This is a genomic window from Streptomyces sp. NBC_00457 (genome assembly GCF_036014015.1).
GTDB lineage: Bacteria > Actinomycetota > Actinomycetes > Streptomycetales > Streptomycetaceae > Streptomyces.
The window spans coordinates 1686222-1703931 of the sequence record NZ_CP107905.1; the positions used below are offsets into that span (position 1 = coordinate 1686222).

General features: G+C 69.7%; 14 protein-coding genes. 6 read left to right on the forward strand and 8 right to left on the reverse strand.

Features of this window, described 5'->3' with window-relative positions; all coding sequences use genetic code 11:
- Positions 1 to 28 precede the first annotated feature (28 nt).
- The 6 genes from OG828_RS07860 to OG828_RS07885 form a co-directional block, all read right to left on the reverse strand.
- Positions 29 to 2221 carry a bifunctional serine/threonine-protein kinase/ABC transporter substrate-binding protein gene (locus OG828_RS07860; RefSeq protein WP_328500604.1) on the reverse strand — a complete coding sequence of 731 codons (2193 nt, stop codon included), beginning with the start codon at positions 2219 to 2221 and terminating at the stop codon, positions 29 to 31.
- Entirely contained in the window at positions 2218 to 3069 is an 852-nt protein-coding gene (locus OG828_RS07865) for a hypothetical protein (RefSeq protein WP_328500605.1), read from the reverse strand. Before OG828_RS07865 ends, OG828_RS07860 begins: the two co-directional genes overlap by 4 nt.
- 122 nt (positions 3070 to 3191) lie before the next feature.
- Positions 3192 to 4865, reverse strand: coding sequence for a hypothetical protein (locus tag OG828_RS07870; protein ID WP_328500606.1), 1674 nt, complete (start codon positions 4863 to 4865; stop codon positions 3192 to 3194).
- Positions 4866 to 4902: 37 nt separating this feature from the next.
- Complete coding sequence (locus tag OG828_RS07875; RefSeq protein ID WP_328504820.1) at positions 4903 to 5988, reverse strand: DUF4185 domain-containing protein; 1086 nt, start codon at positions 5986 to 5988, stop codon at positions 4903 to 4905.
- 71 nt (positions 5989 to 6059) lie between these two features.
- A complete protein-coding gene (locus OG828_RS07880) occupies positions 6060 to 7700 on the reverse strand; it encodes a fucose isomerase (RefSeq protein WP_328500607.1) in 1641 nt (546 codons plus the stop codon).
- A gap of 163 nt (positions 7701 to 7863) precedes the next feature.
- A complete protein-coding gene (locus OG828_RS07885) occupies positions 7864 to 9342 on the reverse strand; it encodes an FGGY-family carbohydrate kinase (protein WP_328500608.1) in 1479 nt (492 codons plus the stop codon).
- Between the two features lie 191 nt (positions 9343 to 9533).
- Between OG828_RS07885 and OG828_RS07890 the strand changes: the two genes are divergently transcribed.
- The 4 genes from OG828_RS07890 to OG828_RS07905 are packed head-to-tail and all read left to right on the forward strand — an operon-like array spanning position 9534 to position 13846.
- Positions 9534 to 10625, forward strand: coding sequence for a glycoside hydrolase family 172 protein (locus OG828_RS07890; protein ID WP_328500609.1), 1092 nt, complete (start codon positions 9534 to 9536; stop codon positions 10623 to 10625).
- 59 nt (positions 10626 to 10684) lie between these two features.
- Entirely contained in the window at positions 10685 to 12052 is a 1368-nt protein-coding gene (locus OG828_RS07895; RefSeq protein WP_328500610.1) for an ABC transporter substrate-binding protein, read from the forward strand.
- Positions 12049 to 13011 carry a carbohydrate ABC transporter permease gene (locus OG828_RS07900; RefSeq protein ID WP_328500611.1) on the forward strand — a complete coding sequence of 321 codons (963 nt, stop codon included), beginning with the start codon at positions 12049 to 12051 and terminating at the stop codon, positions 13009 to 13011. Before OG828_RS07895 ends, OG828_RS07900 begins: the two co-directional genes overlap by 4 nt.
- Positions 13001 to 13846 carry a carbohydrate ABC transporter permease gene (locus OG828_RS07905; protein ID WP_328500612.1) on the forward strand — a complete coding sequence of 282 codons (846 nt, stop codon included), beginning with the start codon at positions 13001 to 13003 and terminating at the stop codon, positions 13844 to 13846. The genes OG828_RS07900 and OG828_RS07905 overlap by 11 nt, the downstream gene beginning before the upstream one ends.
- Before the next feature lie 23 nt (positions 13847 to 13869).
- On the opposite strand, the gene OG828_RS07910 is transcribed toward OG828_RS07905, so the two are convergent.
- Positions 13870 to 14886, reverse strand: a complete 1017-nt coding sequence (locus OG828_RS07910) for a LacI family DNA-binding transcriptional regulator (protein WP_328500613.1) — start codon at positions 14884 to 14886, stop codon at positions 13870 to 13872.
- Positions 14887 to 14976: 90 nt separating this feature from the next.
- Here OG828_RS07910 and OG828_RS07915 point away from each other — a divergent pair, with 90 nt between their 5' ends.
- Both OG828_RS07915 and OG828_RS07920 read left to right on the forward strand, forming a co-directional pair.
- Positions 14977 to 16365: an APC family permease gene (locus tag OG828_RS07915; protein ID WP_328500614.1), complete on the forward strand. Its 1389-nt coding sequence runs from the start codon at positions 14977 to 14979 to the stop codon at positions 16363 to 16365.
- A 61-nt stretch (positions 16366 to 16426) separates the two neighbouring features.
- Positions 16427 to 16720: a hypothetical protein gene (locus tag OG828_RS07920; protein WP_328500615.1), complete on the forward strand. Its 294-nt coding sequence runs from the start codon at positions 16427 to 16429 to the stop codon at positions 16718 to 16720.
- On the opposite strand, the gene OG828_RS07925 is transcribed toward OG828_RS07920, so the two are convergent.
- A complete protein-coding gene (locus OG828_RS07925) occupies positions 16711 to 17676 on the reverse strand; it encodes an alpha/beta hydrolase (RefSeq protein ID WP_328500616.1) in 966 nt (321 codons plus the stop codon). The two genes, OG828_RS07920 and OG828_RS07925, sit on opposite strands and share 10 nt — an antisense overlap.
- Between the last annotated feature and the right edge of the window lie 34 nt (positions 17677 to 17710).

Sequence of the window (17710 nt, forward strand, 5' to 3'; positions counted from 1 at the left end):
CGGTTCCGTCATCCGCCGTCGGCCCTCGTCAGCCCTGGCCCTGCGCCGCACGGTCCAGGTCGGCGAGCGAGCCCAACTGCTGGAAGCGCCCGTCGCGGACCTGGTGGACGAAGGTCTCCCGATACCAGCCGTCCCCGGTGTTGTCGTACTCGTGGAACTGGCCGAAGGCGTACGTCCGGGCGATGCCCTTGTACTGGTACTCCTTCCTCGCCAGCCGCGTCGCCAGATCGGTCCGGACCGGCCGTCTGCGGGCCCCGGCCGGGACCGTGCGGGCGAACTCGGCGAGCAGCATCCGCACACTGTCGTACGCCTCGGTGGCGTACGGCTCCGGGATGGCGCCGTAACGCTTGCGCCACGCCGCGGTGAAGTCCTTGGCCCGCTGCGTCGGCAGCACGGACGGGTCCACGGCCGACGTGACCACGTACCAGCCCTCGCCCGCGGCCCCCGCCAGGCGCGGGAAGTCCGAGCCGTACAGCGGGTGCTGCATCCAGCGCGGCCCGGTGAAGCCGGCCGCGGACAGTTCGCGGGCGGTGCGGACGGTGGCTTCGAGGGGGCCCAGATAGATGAAGTCCCCGACACCGGCGGCGAGCAGCTCGCGGACCGCCTTCGGGCCGTCGTCCGTCTCCTCCGCGACGACTTTGGGGATGACCTCGGCGAGGGCCTCGTCGCGCCACCCGTTGATCAGCGGGTTGGCGTGGTCCTGCATGATCGCGCCCCCGGACCGGTCGATCACGACGCCCGCCTTCGCCACCTGGCCGGTCACCATCGCGTGGATCACGATCCAGCTGCCGAGCGCGAGATGGGGGGCGCCGCTCTGGAACGAGGCCTTCTGCGACGTGACGAAGTAGTCGCCCTGGCCCGTGCTGCTGGACAGATGGGTCAGCCCTGCCCCGCCGTAGATGGCCGCCGCCGCACGCATCGGGATCTCGGCGACCGGACCCAGCACGGCGACGACGTTCCGGTCGGCGGTGAACGCCTGGGCCACCTGCTGGGCGGAGGTGACGTCGCCCCGGTCGGCGCGGACCCGTACCTCGAGGTCGTACGCACGCTTCGGCGAGGCATTGTGCTCGGCGACGGCAAGGCGGGCGGCGCGTTCGCAGGCCCGGCTGACGGCGCTGTCGGCCGCGTCGGAGGTCGTGTGCACGCCGAGGGCGTACACGGGACGCCCGCCGCCCGCGGCGGGCTTCTTCCCCTCGTCCCCCGACGCCCACACAGCCGCTCCGGTCCCGCCGCCCGCGAGCAGCAGCGCGCCGCCGGCGAGGAGCAGCCGACGCCGGCCGGGCCCGGCCTCAGGGGCAGGGGCGTCCGGCTCGTTCACGACCGTGGGCTCGATGTCGGGCAGGGCGAGGCTCTCGCTGGCCCGCGCCGCGACCATCCGCGCGACGGGGTCGGGGAGCCAGTCGCCCGATCCGTCCGGAGCGTCCTGTGCGAGCAGCCGCCCCATCTCCTCGGCGGTGGGCCGCGCGTCCGGGTCCTTGGCCAGGCAGCGTTCCACCAGGGCGAGCAACTCGCTGTCCACACCGCCGAGTTCGGGGTCGTCGTGGACGGTGCGGTACAGCAGGGCGTCCGGCGCACCGGTGCCGAAGGGCGGGGTCCCGGACGAGGCGTACGCGAGCACGCAGCCCAGCGCGAAGACGTCGCTCGCGGAGATCGCGGGCCGCCCCTCGGCCTGCTCCGGGGCGAGGAATCCAGGCGTTCCGACCACGACGCCGGACGCGGTCAGCGCCGTGTCACCCGCGGCGCGCGCGATGCCGAAGTCGATCAGGCGGGGCCCGTCCAGTGCGAGGAGCACGTTGCCCGGCTTGACGTCCCGGTGGACCAGACCGGCCGCGTGGACCGCGTCCAGCGCCCCGGCCAGCAGCCCGCCGAGGACACCGACGGCACGCGCGGGCAGTGGCCCGTGTGCGGCGACCGCCTCGGACAGGGAAGGGCCGGGTACGAAGGCGGTGGCCAGCCACGGCTCGCGCGTCTCGGCATCGGCGTCCAGGACGGGCACCACCCAGGGGTTGTCCACCCGCCGCGCCAGCTCCACCTCGCGCGCGAACCGGGCCCGGAAGTCGTCGTCCCCCGCGCCCTCCCCCCGGATCACCTTGACCGCAGCGAGTGCGCCCGCGTCGGTGCGCCCGAGGTAGACGACGCCCATGCCGCCCGCGCCGAGCCGCCGCAGCAGCCGGAACCCGGCGATGCGGGAGGGGTCGGAGGACCGCAGCTCTTCACTCATCGCTCGGCCCCCTTGGTCTCGGCCGGCGCGCTCGGCGCACCGGAACCGTCCGAACCGCCCGCCGCCCCCTGCCGATGGATCTCGGCGGCGACGAAGCCGAGTCCCTGGATCATGTCGGAGCTGATGGCGGAGTCCTCCGCCTCGGTCCGGCCCGCACCGTGCCGTGTCGTCGCGGCCACGGTGACCGGCCCGAGCCGGAACTTGTACCAGTCGAAGGGGTGCGCCCCGCGCTGCCCGTCGACGACCCACTCCCCGACCTCCGACAGGTCGTCCTCGGAGATCGCGCTCCGCGCGTCGGTGTGCGCGCTGACCTGGGAGTACAGGCCGAGCACCCGTTCCGTGGCGTTCAGCCGCTGCTCGCGGCAGCGCAGTGCCGACTCCAGCGAACCGGCCATGTCGCGCCGCGCCGCCACGACGTTCTCGTGCACAGTGACGGTCAGCGACAGGTACACCGGCTTCTTGGCGCCCTGCTCCGGCAGCTCGAACGCCCGCGTGAGACTGGCCAGCACGGTGTCCGCCAGCGGCTCGCGCCGCCAGAGGCAGTCCGCGCCGAGGACGGCCCACTCGGCCGGATCGCTCTCGAAGGGCACGCGTTTGCGATACCCGGTGCCGAAGTAGTCGGTCCGCACATCGAGGTCGCGGACGTACGCCACCGCCTCGGCCCGTGTCTTCGGCGCCCGTTCCTCCGCGAGCGTGTACGGCTCGCTCACCTCGGTCGGCGAGGGCGACGCGCTGGGACTCGACTTCGGCTTCCTCTCCGCCCCGGCCCCGTCGTCCGCTCCGCCGGTGCACCCCGCCAGCAGCAGCGCCCCCGCAGCCGTGACGAAGGCTGGTCTCCACCCGGCCATGTATCACTCCCCTCCGAGCCCCACCCGTGAAGGAAGTGTGACGCATGGAAACGCACGCACAACTGCCCTTGCAGGAATACCGAGTTAAGGGCCTCGATGGAGCAGGGAGTCGGCCGGGTGGCTCAGCGGTGGTAGGCCTCCAGTTCGGCGATGGAGGTGAAGGTCTGTGATCCACCGCTGCCGCCGATGACGCGCACCCCGTCACCGCTGGTCGTGTCGAAGTCGAAGACATAGGTGCGGTTCGTGCCGGCCGCCGACGACGTCGGGTACGACGGCGTCACGCTCAGGCCGGTGACATCGGTCCAGACCCCGCCCCGCCGCACCTGGACCTTGGGAGGACTGCTGAACCAGCCGCCGTCGCCGAACATCGTGCCGGTCGTGTAGGCGACCCGGTTGAGGTGGTACGTGCGCGGCCAGGTGTAGCCCCACCAACTGGCCGGCTTGCGTTCGTCGTTCCAGTCGTCCTCGTTCTGGGCCTTGTTGCCGTCGTTGTAGATCGCCGTGCCGAAGTGCGTGGCGCGTTCGATCGGCGTGGTGCCGGGTTCGCGGGCGAGGTTGCGCGAGGCGTCCGGCCCGTTGCCCGGCGTCGTGGGGACGGACGGGGTGAGGGACATCTTCCGCAGCGAGAAGGTGTACGCCCAGAAGTCACCGGCCGGGTAACCGCCGCCGCACGGGCAGACGTTGGACTGCAGCCACATCGATCTGCCGTCCGCGCTGATGTACTTCGACGGGATGGTCGTGGCGTAGCCACCGTGCTTCGAGTGGGTCCACGGATAGCCGCCGAAGTCCTTCGGGGTGAAGTGCTTCCACGGGCCCCACGGGGTGGGCGCCTCGTAGAACTCGTACGTGTACTCCGTCCAGGAGGTGTAGAGGTAGCGCCCCAGCGGCTTGTTGTAGACGACGCCGCCCTGGCTGATCACACTCAGGTCCCGGACGCGGCCCGCGGTTCCCACGTTCTGGTAGATGCGGCGGTCGTCGTGGAGCACCGCCACCCGCTGGTCGATGTTCGAGGTCCAGGTCGGTGTGCCCCCGCTGTCACCGGCGTAGAACTGCCAGGTGGACCGGTCCTGGATGGACGTGGCGGGCACCCGGGCCAGGTAGAGGTCGGTGGGGTCCGGGTCGGGGTCGAAGGTGTCACGCCAGTTGTGGTCCATGCCGTAGGCGTAGACGTAGCCGTCCGGGCTGTTCGCGTTGTCCTTGCCGTAGTCCAGGAACATGACCGTGGTGAACTTCTGGTCCGAGAACATCGGCTCGGTCTTGTTCGACGTCCAAGTGGTGCCCTTGTCGGTCGACTTCACGATCGTCGCGCTCGGTGCGTGGTCCAGCGTGCCCTGCTTGAGGTCCTGGACGGCGAGATACAGCGCGCCGTTCACACACACCATGCCGGTCGGCTTGCGGTAGTACTGCTGCGGGTCGCCCCAGATCCGGCCGACCTCGTCGGCGACCGCCCGCTGCGTGCCGGTCAGGTTTCCCGGCATGCCGCTGATCCGGGCCACGCCGATGTCCCGCCAGGTGGTGCCGAAGCCAACGCCGTCGCCGTAGGCGGTGTAGAGGTGGTCGTCGTTCGACCAGCACGACGGCCACAGGTCGCCGTGTTCCTTGTTGTCGCCGATCGCGGGGGCGCCGACGGTGGCGCCCGGGTCCACGGCGACGGTGGAGAAGTAGGTGCTCTCGGGGGCGTTCGCGAGTGCGGCGGACCCGGCGGGCTCGGTGTCGGCCCGGACGGCCGGTGCGGTCAGCGTCGTCACGGCGGCCAGCCCGGCCGCCAGGGTGATCAGGGTTCTGGATGTACGCACAGGTGTGCTCCTCCACGGGTCGGTCGGGGGATCCTGCTCAGACGGCCAGACCGTTGATCCGGTACTGCATCACCCGGTAGTTCTGGTCGTCGTACCACTGGCTCACGGCCAGGTGGAGGTTGCTGAAGGTCGAACCCGGGACGATGAAGCCGCCGTACGGGCTGGCGACCGCGTTTCCGGATTCGTTGCCGGGGGTGGTGGGGACGATGACGACCTGTTCCTCAGTGGTGAACAGGTTGCTGGTCGGGAGGGCGAAGACCTGGGCGCGGATGCCAAGGGGGCTCATGTTCAGCCAGGTCAGGGCGTACTTGCCGCCCATCGCACGGAAGCAGATCTCGCCCCACCGGCGGCGGGCGGTGATCATGGTCGGGTAGTTGCCCCAGGCCCAGGCGCCGTTCGCGTAGCCCCATGGCTCGTACGCCGCCGGGTCGCCCAGCCGGTCCTGGCGGACGCGGTGCAGGAGGAGGTCGGAGGGGATGTCCCGGTTGAAGACGGTCGACAGGACGTAGCAGTAGCCGTCGTCCGCGACGGCGTACGTCTTCTGCTGGAACTGGCCGCCGTACTGGTCCCCCGGCCACAAACACAGGTACTCCCAGGTCTCGCCGTTGTCCGTCGAGCGCCAGAAGTCGGAGTGGTGGGTCTGGTAAAGCACGCCCCGCATCAGGTGCATGTACATGGTGTCGCCGACGGTGAAGACGTCCGACGGGATCGCGGTCGTGCCGTTCTCGTGGCCCTCCGGGACCAGTCCCACGGCGTGCGAGCCGCCCACGCTGTCGTCGATGACAAGGGAGTTGAGATCGGGATGGCGTGCGCGCAGGCCGACCGGGGCCCGCCAGTCCGGGCCGCCCACGCCGGCTCCGTCGAAGGTGTCTCCGCAGACGAACAGCATCGTGCCGTCGGGGCAGCGGACGGGGATGCCCAGGTCGGTCCAGGGAGCTGCGAACCGGCCGGTCTCGGCCGGGCCGGTGAGGTTTCGGATCTTGGTGCCGGTGATGGCGGCGGGGGCGGCGCTCGCGTGCGGCGCCCCCGCGGTCAGTCCGGCTGCCGTGGTCGCCACGCCCAGGCCTGCGGTGAGCAGGGTGCGGCGGCTCGGTCCGTGCAGGGGTCGTGGTGCAGCGGTCATGCGGAACTCCTCGGAATCGTGGGGGATTTCCTGGTTCGCCTGCTCGCCGGTTCGCCTGCTCATGCGGGTTCCTACGGCTGCACGGTCACGTCTCCACACAGGTGGACCTCGACGCCCAGTTCGGCGAAGAGGGCGGCCTTGGCGCGCAGGGCCTTGTCGGCGGTCGCGGCGTCGGGGGCGTAGGCGACGTTGAGGTGGTTGGCGCGGTGGCGGGCCATGAACTGGTCGCGGCTGACGCCGTGCAGGACCGCGTGCATGATCGGCCACTGCGGGGTGGTGGCGTCGAGCCGGCGCCGGGTCTCCTCCTCGGGCAGCTCGACCGAGGTGGCGCGGCCGAGGTCGACGTGGAGCCGGCCGTCCATCAGGAACACACGTGACCAGACGATCTCGCCCGGCTTGGAGACGCCGCTGAGAGTGCCGCCGCCGAGCGGGAAGTACATCGAGGGCTGGCGCATGCTGTACGACTTGTCGTAGCCGCCGTGGTGGGAGGCGGGCACCGAGCCGGAGATCTCGAAGACCCAGACGAACCGGCCGTCGTACTCCTCGCCCCAGCGGATGTCGTGCAGCGTGGTGGCCGGGTCGAGGCCCATCGCCGTCCAGATGCGGTTGGTGACGAGGGAGTCGACGGCGACGCCTTCATCGACCTCGTTGAAGTGCGGCAGCGGCGCCCCCGCGTACAGCTCGCGGGCGCCGTCACGGCTGCGTACCGGCGGGCGCTGCACGTTGTTCAGCAGGCCCTCGGCGAGGTCGCTCGCCGGGACGGTGTCCTTCAGACCCTGCTGGTACTGGATGCCGACGGCGTCGAGACCGAAGTCGTCGGCGATGCGCAGCGCGGCTATGTACATCCTGAACTGGCTGAGCAGCTGCGCGTCGGTGAGTTCGGTGGCCTCGTCGGTGCCGGTGTGGAAGGTCATTCCGGCATCGTCGAGCCAGTCGCGGACCGCTTGGGCCTCCTCGTCGGAGACCTTGTTCATCTCGGCGACGAGGGCGCTCTGCGAGAGGCGTTCCTTGTAGATGCCGAGCGGGTTGAGGAACTCGTCGTCGATGATGGCGTTGTACATGCCCATGCAGCCCTCGTCGAAGACGCCGATGATCGCCTTCTCCTCGCGCAGCTGCCGGGCGAGGGCCACGCCCAGTTCGGTCTCGGGGTCCTGGCGCGGAGGCGACAGCGGGCGGACGTGGCTGGTGTCGTGGGTCAGGGTGCCCGTCTCCAGCCAGGTACGCAGGCCGTCGCGAGCCCAGTCGTCGGTGAAGTCGGCGCTCCACAGGACGGAGTAGTCGCGGCCCGCCTTGGTCAGGCTGCCGGCGAGGTTCAACAGGCCGACCAGGCCCGGGAATTCACCACTCCAGTTGGCCACGACGAGGATCGGGCCCCGGTGGCTGCGCAGTCCGGCGAGGACGTGATGGCTGTACTGCCAGACGCCCTCGACGACGATCAGCGGGGCGTCCTGGGGCAGGTCCTTGAAGACCTCGATGCCGGCGCGCTGGCTGTCGATGAACCCGTGCCCCTTGCCCTCGTCGACCGGGTGGCCACGGCGCACCGTCCAGCCCAGGTCCGTGAGGGCCGCGGCGAGGTCGTTCTCCAGCTTCTCCTGGGTGGGCCAGCCGGTGACGTTCGCGGCGGGGCGCAGGTCACCGCTGGCCACGGTGTAGACGGTGTGCGGCTCGGCGGCGGAGGGCCGGCGGAGGTCGGGCAGGGTGTAGGCGGTCATACGGTCTCCGTGGTGGTTCGGGTGTGCGCGGTCATGCGATCTCGGTTGTGGTTCGGGTGTACGCCGGTGCGGCAGCGCCCCAAAGGGGCGCGGGGAACTGCGCGACCAGCCACGACGGCGCCGCAGCCAACCGACGACACATCGCGCCAATTCCAGCGGAGCGTCACCGCTCCTGAAGTGCCGCCAGGGCATGGACAGTTGACGAAATCTCCGAGTACAGCCGCCGATACAGGGCGTACAACTCGTCGTAGCGCCAGGTGTGTTCGGTGCGAGGTCGCACCGTCTCCCGCACCGGGTTCCATACGTCGATCGAGGCGTCCCCGACGAGCCGCGCCGCCAGCAGCGCACCGCCGTAGCTGGCGCCGATCGTGGTCGTGCGCAGTTCCTGCGGGCGCCCGGTGATGTCGGAGACGATCTGCGTCCACAGGGACCCCTGGGTGCCGCCGCCCACGGCGACCACGCGGCGGATGTCGCCTCCGGCCTCCTCGAGGACCTCGATGTTGTGGCGAACGCCGAAGCCGGTGGCCTCGAGGGCGGCCCGGTAGAGGTCGCCGCGAGTGTGGGAGAGCGTCAGCCCGGCGATCACTCCGCGAGCCTCCGGGTCCATGACCGGGGTGCGCTCGCCGGAGAAGTACGGGAGCATCAGCAGCCCGTTGGCACCGGGGCCCGACTCGGCGGCGAGGCGGGTGAGTTCGGCGTGGTCCGCGCCCGTGAACAGATCGCGCAGCCAGTTGGTGACGGCGCCGGAGGTGGCCATGCCGCCGGCCAGGTTGCGGGTCCCGGGCAGCGCACCGACCGTGCCCCACAGGGACGGGCTGGTGAGCGGCTTGGGCACGGTGTGGATGAGGAACATGGTAGTGCCGTACATCAGCATCAGATCACCGGTGTGCTGCGCGCCCACGCTCAGGGCCTCGGCCCAGGCGTCGATGGTGCCGGTGGTGACGGGGACACCGGCGGGCAGACCCGTCTCCTGGGCGGCCTCGGCGGTGAGGGCGCCGGCCGGTTCACCGGACCAGCGCAGCGGCGGCAGGTCGATACCGGGGGCGACCTCGGCGGCCCAGGGGTGGTACCACTCGCCCGCGAGCGTGTCGTACAGCGGGGTGCACTGACTGGCCGAGTGGTGGTCCAGCACATAGGTCCCGGTGAGTTTCCTGACCAGCCAGGAGCTAGGCATGTACAGGCGGCGGGCGCGGGCGTAGAGGTCGGGCTCCTCGTCCGCGATCCAGGCGATCTTCGGCCCGGCGGCCTGGGTGGTCAGGGCGGAGCCTGATCGCCGGATGATCTCCTCGGCGCCGAGCCGCTCCTCGATGCGCCGGATCTGACGGACCGAGCGGGTGTCCACGCCGTAGAGGACGGCGGGGCGCAGCGGGATGTCCCGCTCGTCGGTCAGCAGGACGCAGGGGCCCATGCCGCTGACCCCGACGGCGAGCACGACGGCGTCGCCTTCGGCGGTCAGCTCCCGGGCGAGTTCGGTGAACTCGCGCCACCACACGGAGGCGTCCATTTCGAAGCGGCCGGGTCCCGGCCGCGCGGGTGTGTGGTCCCGTACGGCCGAGCGGATCACGGCGCCGTCGAGGCCGACGAGGACGCCCTTGCTGCTCGACGTGCCGATGTCCACGCCGATGACTGCGTTGCGAGGCATGAGGGGCACGTTGGCAGAAATCGATTTCACCGTCAAGGCTGAGCACGCAAGTGGACGTTTTGCAGCGTAAGTTCCGTATCTGACGAGCGCTGATTCGTCTCGAAAGCGGCTTCACGTCTCACCCCTTGACACCCTATGGGGCCCGGCCTACCTTCCGGTGAAATGGATTTCAGAGATGAAGGCACACTACGATGACGACCTTTGGACTCGACGGCATCTCCCGCAGGACGCGAGCCGTGAGCCGTTCCATCAGCGCCGAGAACTTCGACGGAGCCAAGTCCGGCGGCGGCCGGGCCACCGAGGGCACCGGAGCGGTGGCGGCGAGCAGGCTGGGGCCGGGCTGGAAGATCTCCCCCAGCATCGACATCGCCGCCGGCGAGACGGCGGTGCTCGCCGACATCGAGGGCCCTGGCACCATCCGTCACCTGTGGTGCACGACCGACCCGCACCAGGCCTGGCGGGGCACCCTCCTGCGGATGTATTGGGAGGGCGAGGAGGAGCCGGCCGTAGAGGTCCCGCTCGGTGACTTCTTCTGCAACGGCTGGAACACCTTCAGCCAGGTCTCGTCCGTACCGGTCGCCGCGAATCCCAACGGCGGCTTCAACGCGTACTGGCCGATGCCGTTCCGTCGCCGCGCACACATCACGCTGGAGAACCTGACGGCCGAGAAGGTCACGCTCTACTACCAGGTGGACTACGAGCTGGACGAAGTCGGCGAGGACGCCTCGTACTTCCACGCCCAGTGGCGCCGCAGCCACCCGGTGCCGTTCGGCGAGGTGCACACACTGCTCGACCAAGTCACCGGCGCCGGCAGCTATGTGGGCACGTACCTCGCGTGGGGCGTCAACAGCCCGGGCTGGTGGGGCGAGGGCGAGCTGAAGTTCTACCTCGACGGCGACGACGAGTTCCCGACGATCTGCGGCACCGGTACCGAGGACTACTTCGGGGGCGCCTGGAACTTCGACGTGCCCGGCCACGGCTACACCGCCTACACCACGCCGTACCTGGGCCTGAACCAGGTCCTGCGCCCGGACGGGCTGTACCGCAGCCAGCAGCGGTTCGGGATGTACCGCTGGCACGTCCTGGACCCCGTCCGGTTCGCCGCTGACCTGCGTGTCACGGTGCAGAGCCTCGGCATCGGACCGGGCCAGGGCAACGGTCTGCCGCACCGCTACCGGCACACCAGCGACGACATCGCCAGCACCTCGCTCTTCTATCTGGACGCCCCCAGCTCCGCGTCCCGCCCCGCCACTCCGGACCTGCTGACGCTCGAAGTCGACTGAGCGCCGAACTCCCACCCAGCCCCGCCTCTCACTCCGAACACTCCGACAGGAGCGCACGCATGCTCCAGCACGGCAACGACGCCGGGCGCCCGCCCACCACCTCACGCCGACGTTTCCTCACCGCACTCACCGGCGCGGGAGCGGCCCTCGCCGCTCCGGCCCTGCTCACCGGCTGTGGCACGGCCCAGGCGAAGGGCGGCAACCTCCAGTTCTGGAACTTCTACGGACCGCAGCGCTCGCCCGACCCGGCCCTCAACGCGCAGTCCAAGTGGTTCGTCGACATGGTCGACCAGTGGAACGCCACCCACCGGCAGCAGATCGACCTCGTCCACCTGCCGCAGCCCACCTACCTCAACGGCTTCAAGCTGCCGTCCGCCTTCGCCACCGGCGAGGGCCCGGACATCTTCCTGCTCTCCCCCGGCGACTTCCTGCGCTACTACAACGGAGGCGTCCTCGCGGACCTCACCCCGTACATGGAAAAGGCGGCCGTCGACGACTACGGCTCCGCCCTCGACAGCCGCACGGTCGACGGCAAGGTCTACGCCCTCCCCATGGAGGTGGAGCCGCTGGCCATGTTCTACGCCCAGGACGTGTGGGAGAAGGCCGGGCTGTCCGAGGCCGACATCCCCACCACCTGGGACGACATGCTCGACATCGGCGACAAGCTGCGCAGTACGACCCGGGCCGGCCTCGTTTTCGAGACCAACCCGGGCTACTACCAGAACTTCACCTGGTACCCGTGGATGTGGCAGGGCGGCGGCGACGTCCTGGACGAACGGAGCGAGGTCTCCTTCGACTCCCAGGCCACCCGCCAGGCCCTGCGGTTCTGGCAGGACGCGGTACGGCACGGCATCGCGCCGCGCACTCTGCCCGCGGCCGGAGATGTGATCAGCGGCTTCAAGGGCGGCAACGTCGCCATGTGGCAGCAGGGCATCTGGAACGTCTCCAGCTTCAAGGCGTTCGCACCCGAGTACAAATACGGCGTCTTCAAACTTCCGGTACCGGCGGGCGGCGAGTACGTGACCACGCTGGGCGGCTGGTCCTTCTGCGCCAACGCGCAGGGCCGCAACCCCGAGGCGGCGGCCGAGTTCTGCGTCTGGGCGCTGGGCTCCATGAAGGACGACGCCATCAACCGGATGGTCGACTGGTGCGTCGGCGCCAAGTCGGACGTGGCACCCCGCGCCAGCGCCCTGGAGCGCGGCGCCGCCAAGGGCGGCTACAACTCCGCGGCGATGAAGAAGTTCAAGGACGAGATCTTCCCCGGGGGCCGGGCCGAGCCGCGCTATCCCCCGGTCGTCTACAAGGCGATCTCCGACGCCATCCAGGGCACCATGCTCGCCGGCCGCGACGTGGCCGGCGAGGCGGAGAGAGCCGCCCGGTCCATCGCGGCCTACACCAAGAGCTACAAGGGGGCGAGCCTGATATGAGCAGTGTCGCCGCACAACAACGCCGCCGGTCCGTGGCCCCGGCACAGGCTCCCGTCTCCGCCGACGGTCCACGGCTGAGCCGCAAACACCGCGAGTGGCTGGCCGCCGGCCTCTTCCTCGCCCCCGACGTGCTCGGGCTGCTGGTCTTCGTCGCCGTCCCGATGGTCCTGTCCATCGGCCTGAGCTTCTTCCAGGTCAGCGGCTTCGGATCGTACGAATGGATCGGGCTCGGCAACTACGAGCGGATGATGAACGACCCCCTGTTCTGGGACTCGATGAAGATCACCGGCCTGTACGTGGTGATCCTCGTCCCCGTCCTGTTCGGCGTGAGCCTCGGCCTCGGCCTGCTGGTCAAGCAGAAGCTCCCCGGTGTCGGCGTCTTCCGCACGGCGCTCTTCCTGCCGTACGTCATCAGCCTTGTGGTGGTCGGCGTGCTGTGGAAGTTCCTGCTCGACGAGCAGACCGGCGTGGTCAACCGGGCCATGCGCGCGGCCGGTTTCGGCGGCGAGTCGTGGCTCGGCAGCCCGTCCCTGGCCCTCGGCTGTGTCATCGCGGTCATGGTCTGGGTGATGATGGGCTACTACATGATCATTTTTCTGGCCGGACTGCAGGAGATCCCCCGGGAGTTCTACGAGGCCGCGCGCATCGACGGCGCGGGCCCGTGGACCACCTTCCGCACCATCACCTGGCCGCTGCTGCGCCCCACCAGCTTCTTCGTCCTGCTGATGTCGACGGTCGCCGCCATCACCGGCGGCCTCGACCTGATCTTCGTCCTCACCAACGGCGGTCCCGCCAACGGCACTTCGCTGGCGATCTTCTACATCTACCAACAGGCCTTCGGATTCGGGGAGTACGGCTATGCCTCGGCCATGGGCTCCTTCCTGGTGCTGATCATGGTCCTGATCTCCGCGGTGATCTTCAAGCTCACGAGAGGCGGGAGGTTCGACGATGGCGAGTGACACCATGGCGCCCCGGTCCGGCCGACGGCTGCTGTCCCCCCGCGCCGGGCTGACGGCCCTGGCCGTCGTCCTGTCGCTGATCAGCATCTTCCCCGTGCTGTGGATGCTCACGTCGTCCTTCAAGACGCGCGCCACCGTCACGGACGGGAATCTGATCCCCCGGGACTTCACCTTCGACAACTTCGTCTACGTCTTCACCGAGGTCCCGTTCGCCCGCTACCTCTGGAACAGCTTCTTCATCTCCGCGGTGATCACCGTGGCGGCCCTCTTCTTCCACTCGATGGCCGCCTACGCGCTGGCCCGGCTGCGCTTCCCGGGCCGTGAAAAGCTTTTCGGCGCGATCTTCGCAACCCTGCTGGTCACCGCACCGGTGGTGCTGATCCCGCTGTTCCTGGTCGCCCGCGAGCTGAATCTGCTGAACAGCTATGCCGGCCTGATCATCCCGGCGATCTTCAACGCCTTCGGCATCTTCCTGCTGCGCCAGTTCTATCTGGGGCTGCCGAAGGAACTGGAGGAAGCGGCGGTCATCGACGGCTGCGGCCACTGGCGGGTCTACTGGAACATCGTCCTGCCGATGTCGCGCCCGATCCTCTCGGCCCTGGCGATCTTCTTCTTCCTCGCCAACTGGAACGCCTTCGTCTGGCCGCTGGTCGCCACCAACGACCAGGCTCTGACGGTGGTCCAGCTCGGCATCGCCTCGTTCCAGACGCAGTACGGGTCGAACTGGAACTACATCCTGGCGGCCTCGACCGTGGCGGCGCTGCCCATGCTGCTCCTGTTCTTCGCCTTCCAGCGGCAGATCGTGGAGTCGGTCAAGACCTCCGGCATCAAGTAACCGACCACGAACAGCGGGGCTGGTCAGTCCTCGACCGGCCCCGCGGTGCTCTCACGGACCTGGAGCTTCGTGCGGAGCACCACGGTCTGCAAGGGCGCCTGGCCGCCGTCCATGCGCTGCAGCAGCATGTCGGCCGCGGCGCGCCCCAGCTCGTACGAGGGCAGCTCGACCGCGGTCAAGGACGGCCGCACCAGCGACGCCCAGGGCACATCGCCGAAGGAGAGCACTCCGACGCCGGGTGGAGTGCGGCCGACCTCACCTAGGGCGTCGAGGACACCGATGGTCATGAGGTTGTTGGTGACGAACACGGCGTCGGGCGGCTGGTCCATCGTCAGCAGCTCGCGCATCGCCGCCCGGCCGCCATCGACCCGGAAGTCGGCGTGCCGCACATAGTCGTTGTCGACCACGGCACCTGGGGCCGCGTGCAACGCCGCGCGGTAGCCGGCCAGACGTTCCTCCGAAGTGGAGGCACCTGCGGGGCCGGTGATGCAGGCGATCCTGCGGTAGCCGGCCTGCAGCAGATGGCGGGTGGCCACCTCACCGCCGTGCCGGTCGTCGACCCGGACCGCGTCCACGTCGGCGTCGCGCGGCCGGCGGTCGACGGCGACCACGGGTACGCCCCGGGTGATCAGCGGCTCCAGATCTGTCTCGTCCTGGGAGGCCACCGCCACGATCACGCCGGCCATCTGCTCGCCGAGCGCGACCTCGAGGTAGCGGCGTTCCTTGTCGGTGTCCTCGTCGGAGTTGCACAGGACAACCGACAGGCTGGTTCGCTGCGCGGCGTCCTCGACGCCGCGGGCGAGCGAGGTGAAGAACGGGTTCTCGATGTCCGGGATGATCAGGGCGATCACGCTGGACCGCTGTTTGCGCAGCGACCGCGCCAGCCGGTTGGGCGCGAACCCGAGCGCTGCGGCGGCCTGTTGCACGGACTGGGCACGTGCCGGTGTGACGTTGCCGCCGTTGAAGACACGCGAGACGGTCGCCGGGGAAACTCCGGCGGCCCGTGCCACGTCATGGATCGTCACCACCTGCGTCCGCATCCTTTCACCGTGAGTAGTGCTCACCCTACCTCGCCGATGAAAAGGATTTCATCCCTGTTTGGAAGAGGACCACCTGCCCACCCGTCTCCCGTGACTGCGCCCGGACAGACCTCGCACAGCGAAGCGGAGACTCCCGCACTCAAGCGGGTCATCGGTCCCGGACTGCTGACTCTGTTCGTAGTGGGCGATGTCCTCGGCACCGGCATCTACGCCGCCACCGGCGAGGTCGCGGGCAAGATCGGCGGGGCCCTGTGGCTGCCCTATGCGGTCGGCTTCGTGGTCGCCCTGGTCACCGCGGCGTCGTATGTGGAGCTGGTCGGCAAGTATCCGCGCGCGGCGGGCGCCGCCCTCTACACCCAGAAGGCCTTCCAGGTCCCGTTCCTGACGTTCATCGTGGCCTTCATGGTCATGAGTTCGGGGCTGTCCTCGGCGAGTGCGGCGGCCCTGGCGTTCAATGGTGACTACATGGCGGAGTTCACCGATCTCTCACCGACGCTCATCGCGATCCTCTTCGTCGTGGCGCTCGCCGCGATCAACCTGCGCGGTGTCGCCGAGTCGGTGAAGGTCAACGTCGCCATCACCTGCGTCGAGCTGACCGGGCTGCTCGTCATCATCGCGATCGGCGCCGTCGCCGTCCTCGCGGGCGAAGGCGAGCCCGGGCGACTCGGCGACGTGCAGGCGGGCGGCACCGGCCTGGCACTGGTGACCGGGGTGCTGGGGGCGACGGCGCTCGGCTTCTTCGCCTTCGTCGGCTTCGAGGACTCGGTCAACATGGTCGAGGAGACCAGGAATCCCGCGCGGATCTTCCCCCGGGCCATCTTCGTGGGCGTCGCCGTGGCCGGCGCGCTGTACGTTCTCGTCGCGCTGATCTCCTCGCTCATGGTCTCTCACCAGGATCTCGCGGGCTCTTCGGCGCCGCTGTTGCTCGTCGTGCAGGAGAGCGGGGTCGACTTCCCGGCGAAGCTCTTCGCCCTCATCGCGCTGTTCGCCGTCTCCAACTCGGCCCTGATCAACATGATGATGGCGTCCCGGCTCTGCTACGGCCTGGCCAATGAGCAGGTGCTCCCCCGTGCCATGGGCCGTGTCCTGCCGAATCGCCGGACGCCGGTGACGGGCATCGCCTTCGTCACTCTCATCACCGTCGGCCTGGTGACGACCGGCGAGATCAAGGGACTTGGCGACACCACGTCATTCCTGCTGCTGTGCGTCTTCGCCGTGGTCAACACGGCGGTACTCGTCCTGCGCAAGGACCGTGTGGAGCAACGGCACTTCCGCGCACCCAGCTGGGTGCCGGTGCTCGGCGTGATCACCTCCGTGATCCTGGCCAGTCCGCTCGCGGAACGGGACGCCGACGTCTACGTCCGCGCCGGCGTCCTGGTCGCGATCGGGCTGGTCCTGTGGGTGATCAACCGGGTGGCGATGCGTTCGACGACGACGGCTCGAGGGCCGTGTGTCACGGCGAGTCACGGGTACCCGTAGTGCCGAAGTGCCGTCGAGGCCCTTTCAGCCTCCCTTTCGGGCTCTCTAGGAGATGACTCGGATGCTCTTCATCGGACTGCTCCTCCTCGCGGGCGCCGCCGCGTTCACCGGGCTCGCAATCAGCGACAATCTGTCCGGCGGCCCTGAGTACACCGTGTCCGTCCTCGGCAACGACATCGCGACCATGAACACCCTGGCCGTCTTCTGCTCCGGCCTCGCCCTGGCGCTGGTCTTCTGCCTGGGCCTGGCCATGGCGATACGCGCGACAGCCCACCGACGCGCCAGGAGCCCCCGCGCCCGCCGAGCCCGGTTCACCGGTCCGGACACGGCGACCGGACCGCACCCTCAGCACTGACGGGGCAGGAGACGGGCGAGCCAGTCGGTGCGGGTGCGGCGGGCCGTGGCCGAGATCTGTGCCTGCGGGAACAGCGCGTCGAAGCCGTGGAAGCCGCCCGCCCAGACGTGCAGTTCGGCCTGGCCGCCGGCCGCCCAGACGCGGGTGGCGTAGTCGGTGTCCTCGTCGCGGAAGACCTCGGAGGAGCCGGTGTCGATATAGGTGGTCGGCAGGCCCGAGAGGTCGTCGGCCAGCGCGGGTGAGACGTACGCGGGTATCTCCTCGTCGGTGAGGTCGCCGAGGACGGCGTGCCATCCGAACGCGTTCATCTCGCCGGTCCAGACACCGGGAACGCCGGAGTACTGGCGGCTGGAGGTGGTGGCGTTGCGGTGGTCGAGCATGGGGCAGATCAGCACCTGCGCAGCGATCGCCGGGGTGCCGAGATCGCGGGCCAAGAGGGTGACGCCGGCGGCGAGCCCGCCGCCCGCGCTGGCGCCCGCGACGATGATCCTGGCCGCGTCGATGCCCAGTTCGTCGGCGTGCTCGGCGATCCAGAGCAGGCCCTGATAGCAGTCGTCGACCAGGGTGGTGCCGGTGGCCTCCGGGGCGAGCCGGTAGTCGACGGTGACCACGACCGCACCGAACCGGTCGAGCCACTCCAGGGGGATGTCGATCTGCGAGAAGCGGTCGCCCATGACCATCCCGCCGCCGTGGATCCAGTAGATGCAGGGCGCGGCGGGGGTGGTGGGGTCGGTCCGCGCGGGGCTGAGGACTGACAGGCCGATCTGGGCGCCGTCCTTGGCGGACACGGTCATGTCGCGCCGCTCGACCTGCCGGTGGGCGAGGAGGGACTCGACGGGCGTCGAGGGGAGCTGACGCAGTTGGGCGAGGAGTTCCGGGGTGAGCTGGGACATCAGGGGCATGTCGGCCAGGAGTTCGCGCAGTTCGGGGTCAAGGGCGGGGCGTGCCGTGGTCATGGTTGCTGCCTTTCGGGGCGTCGGGCGAGAAGAG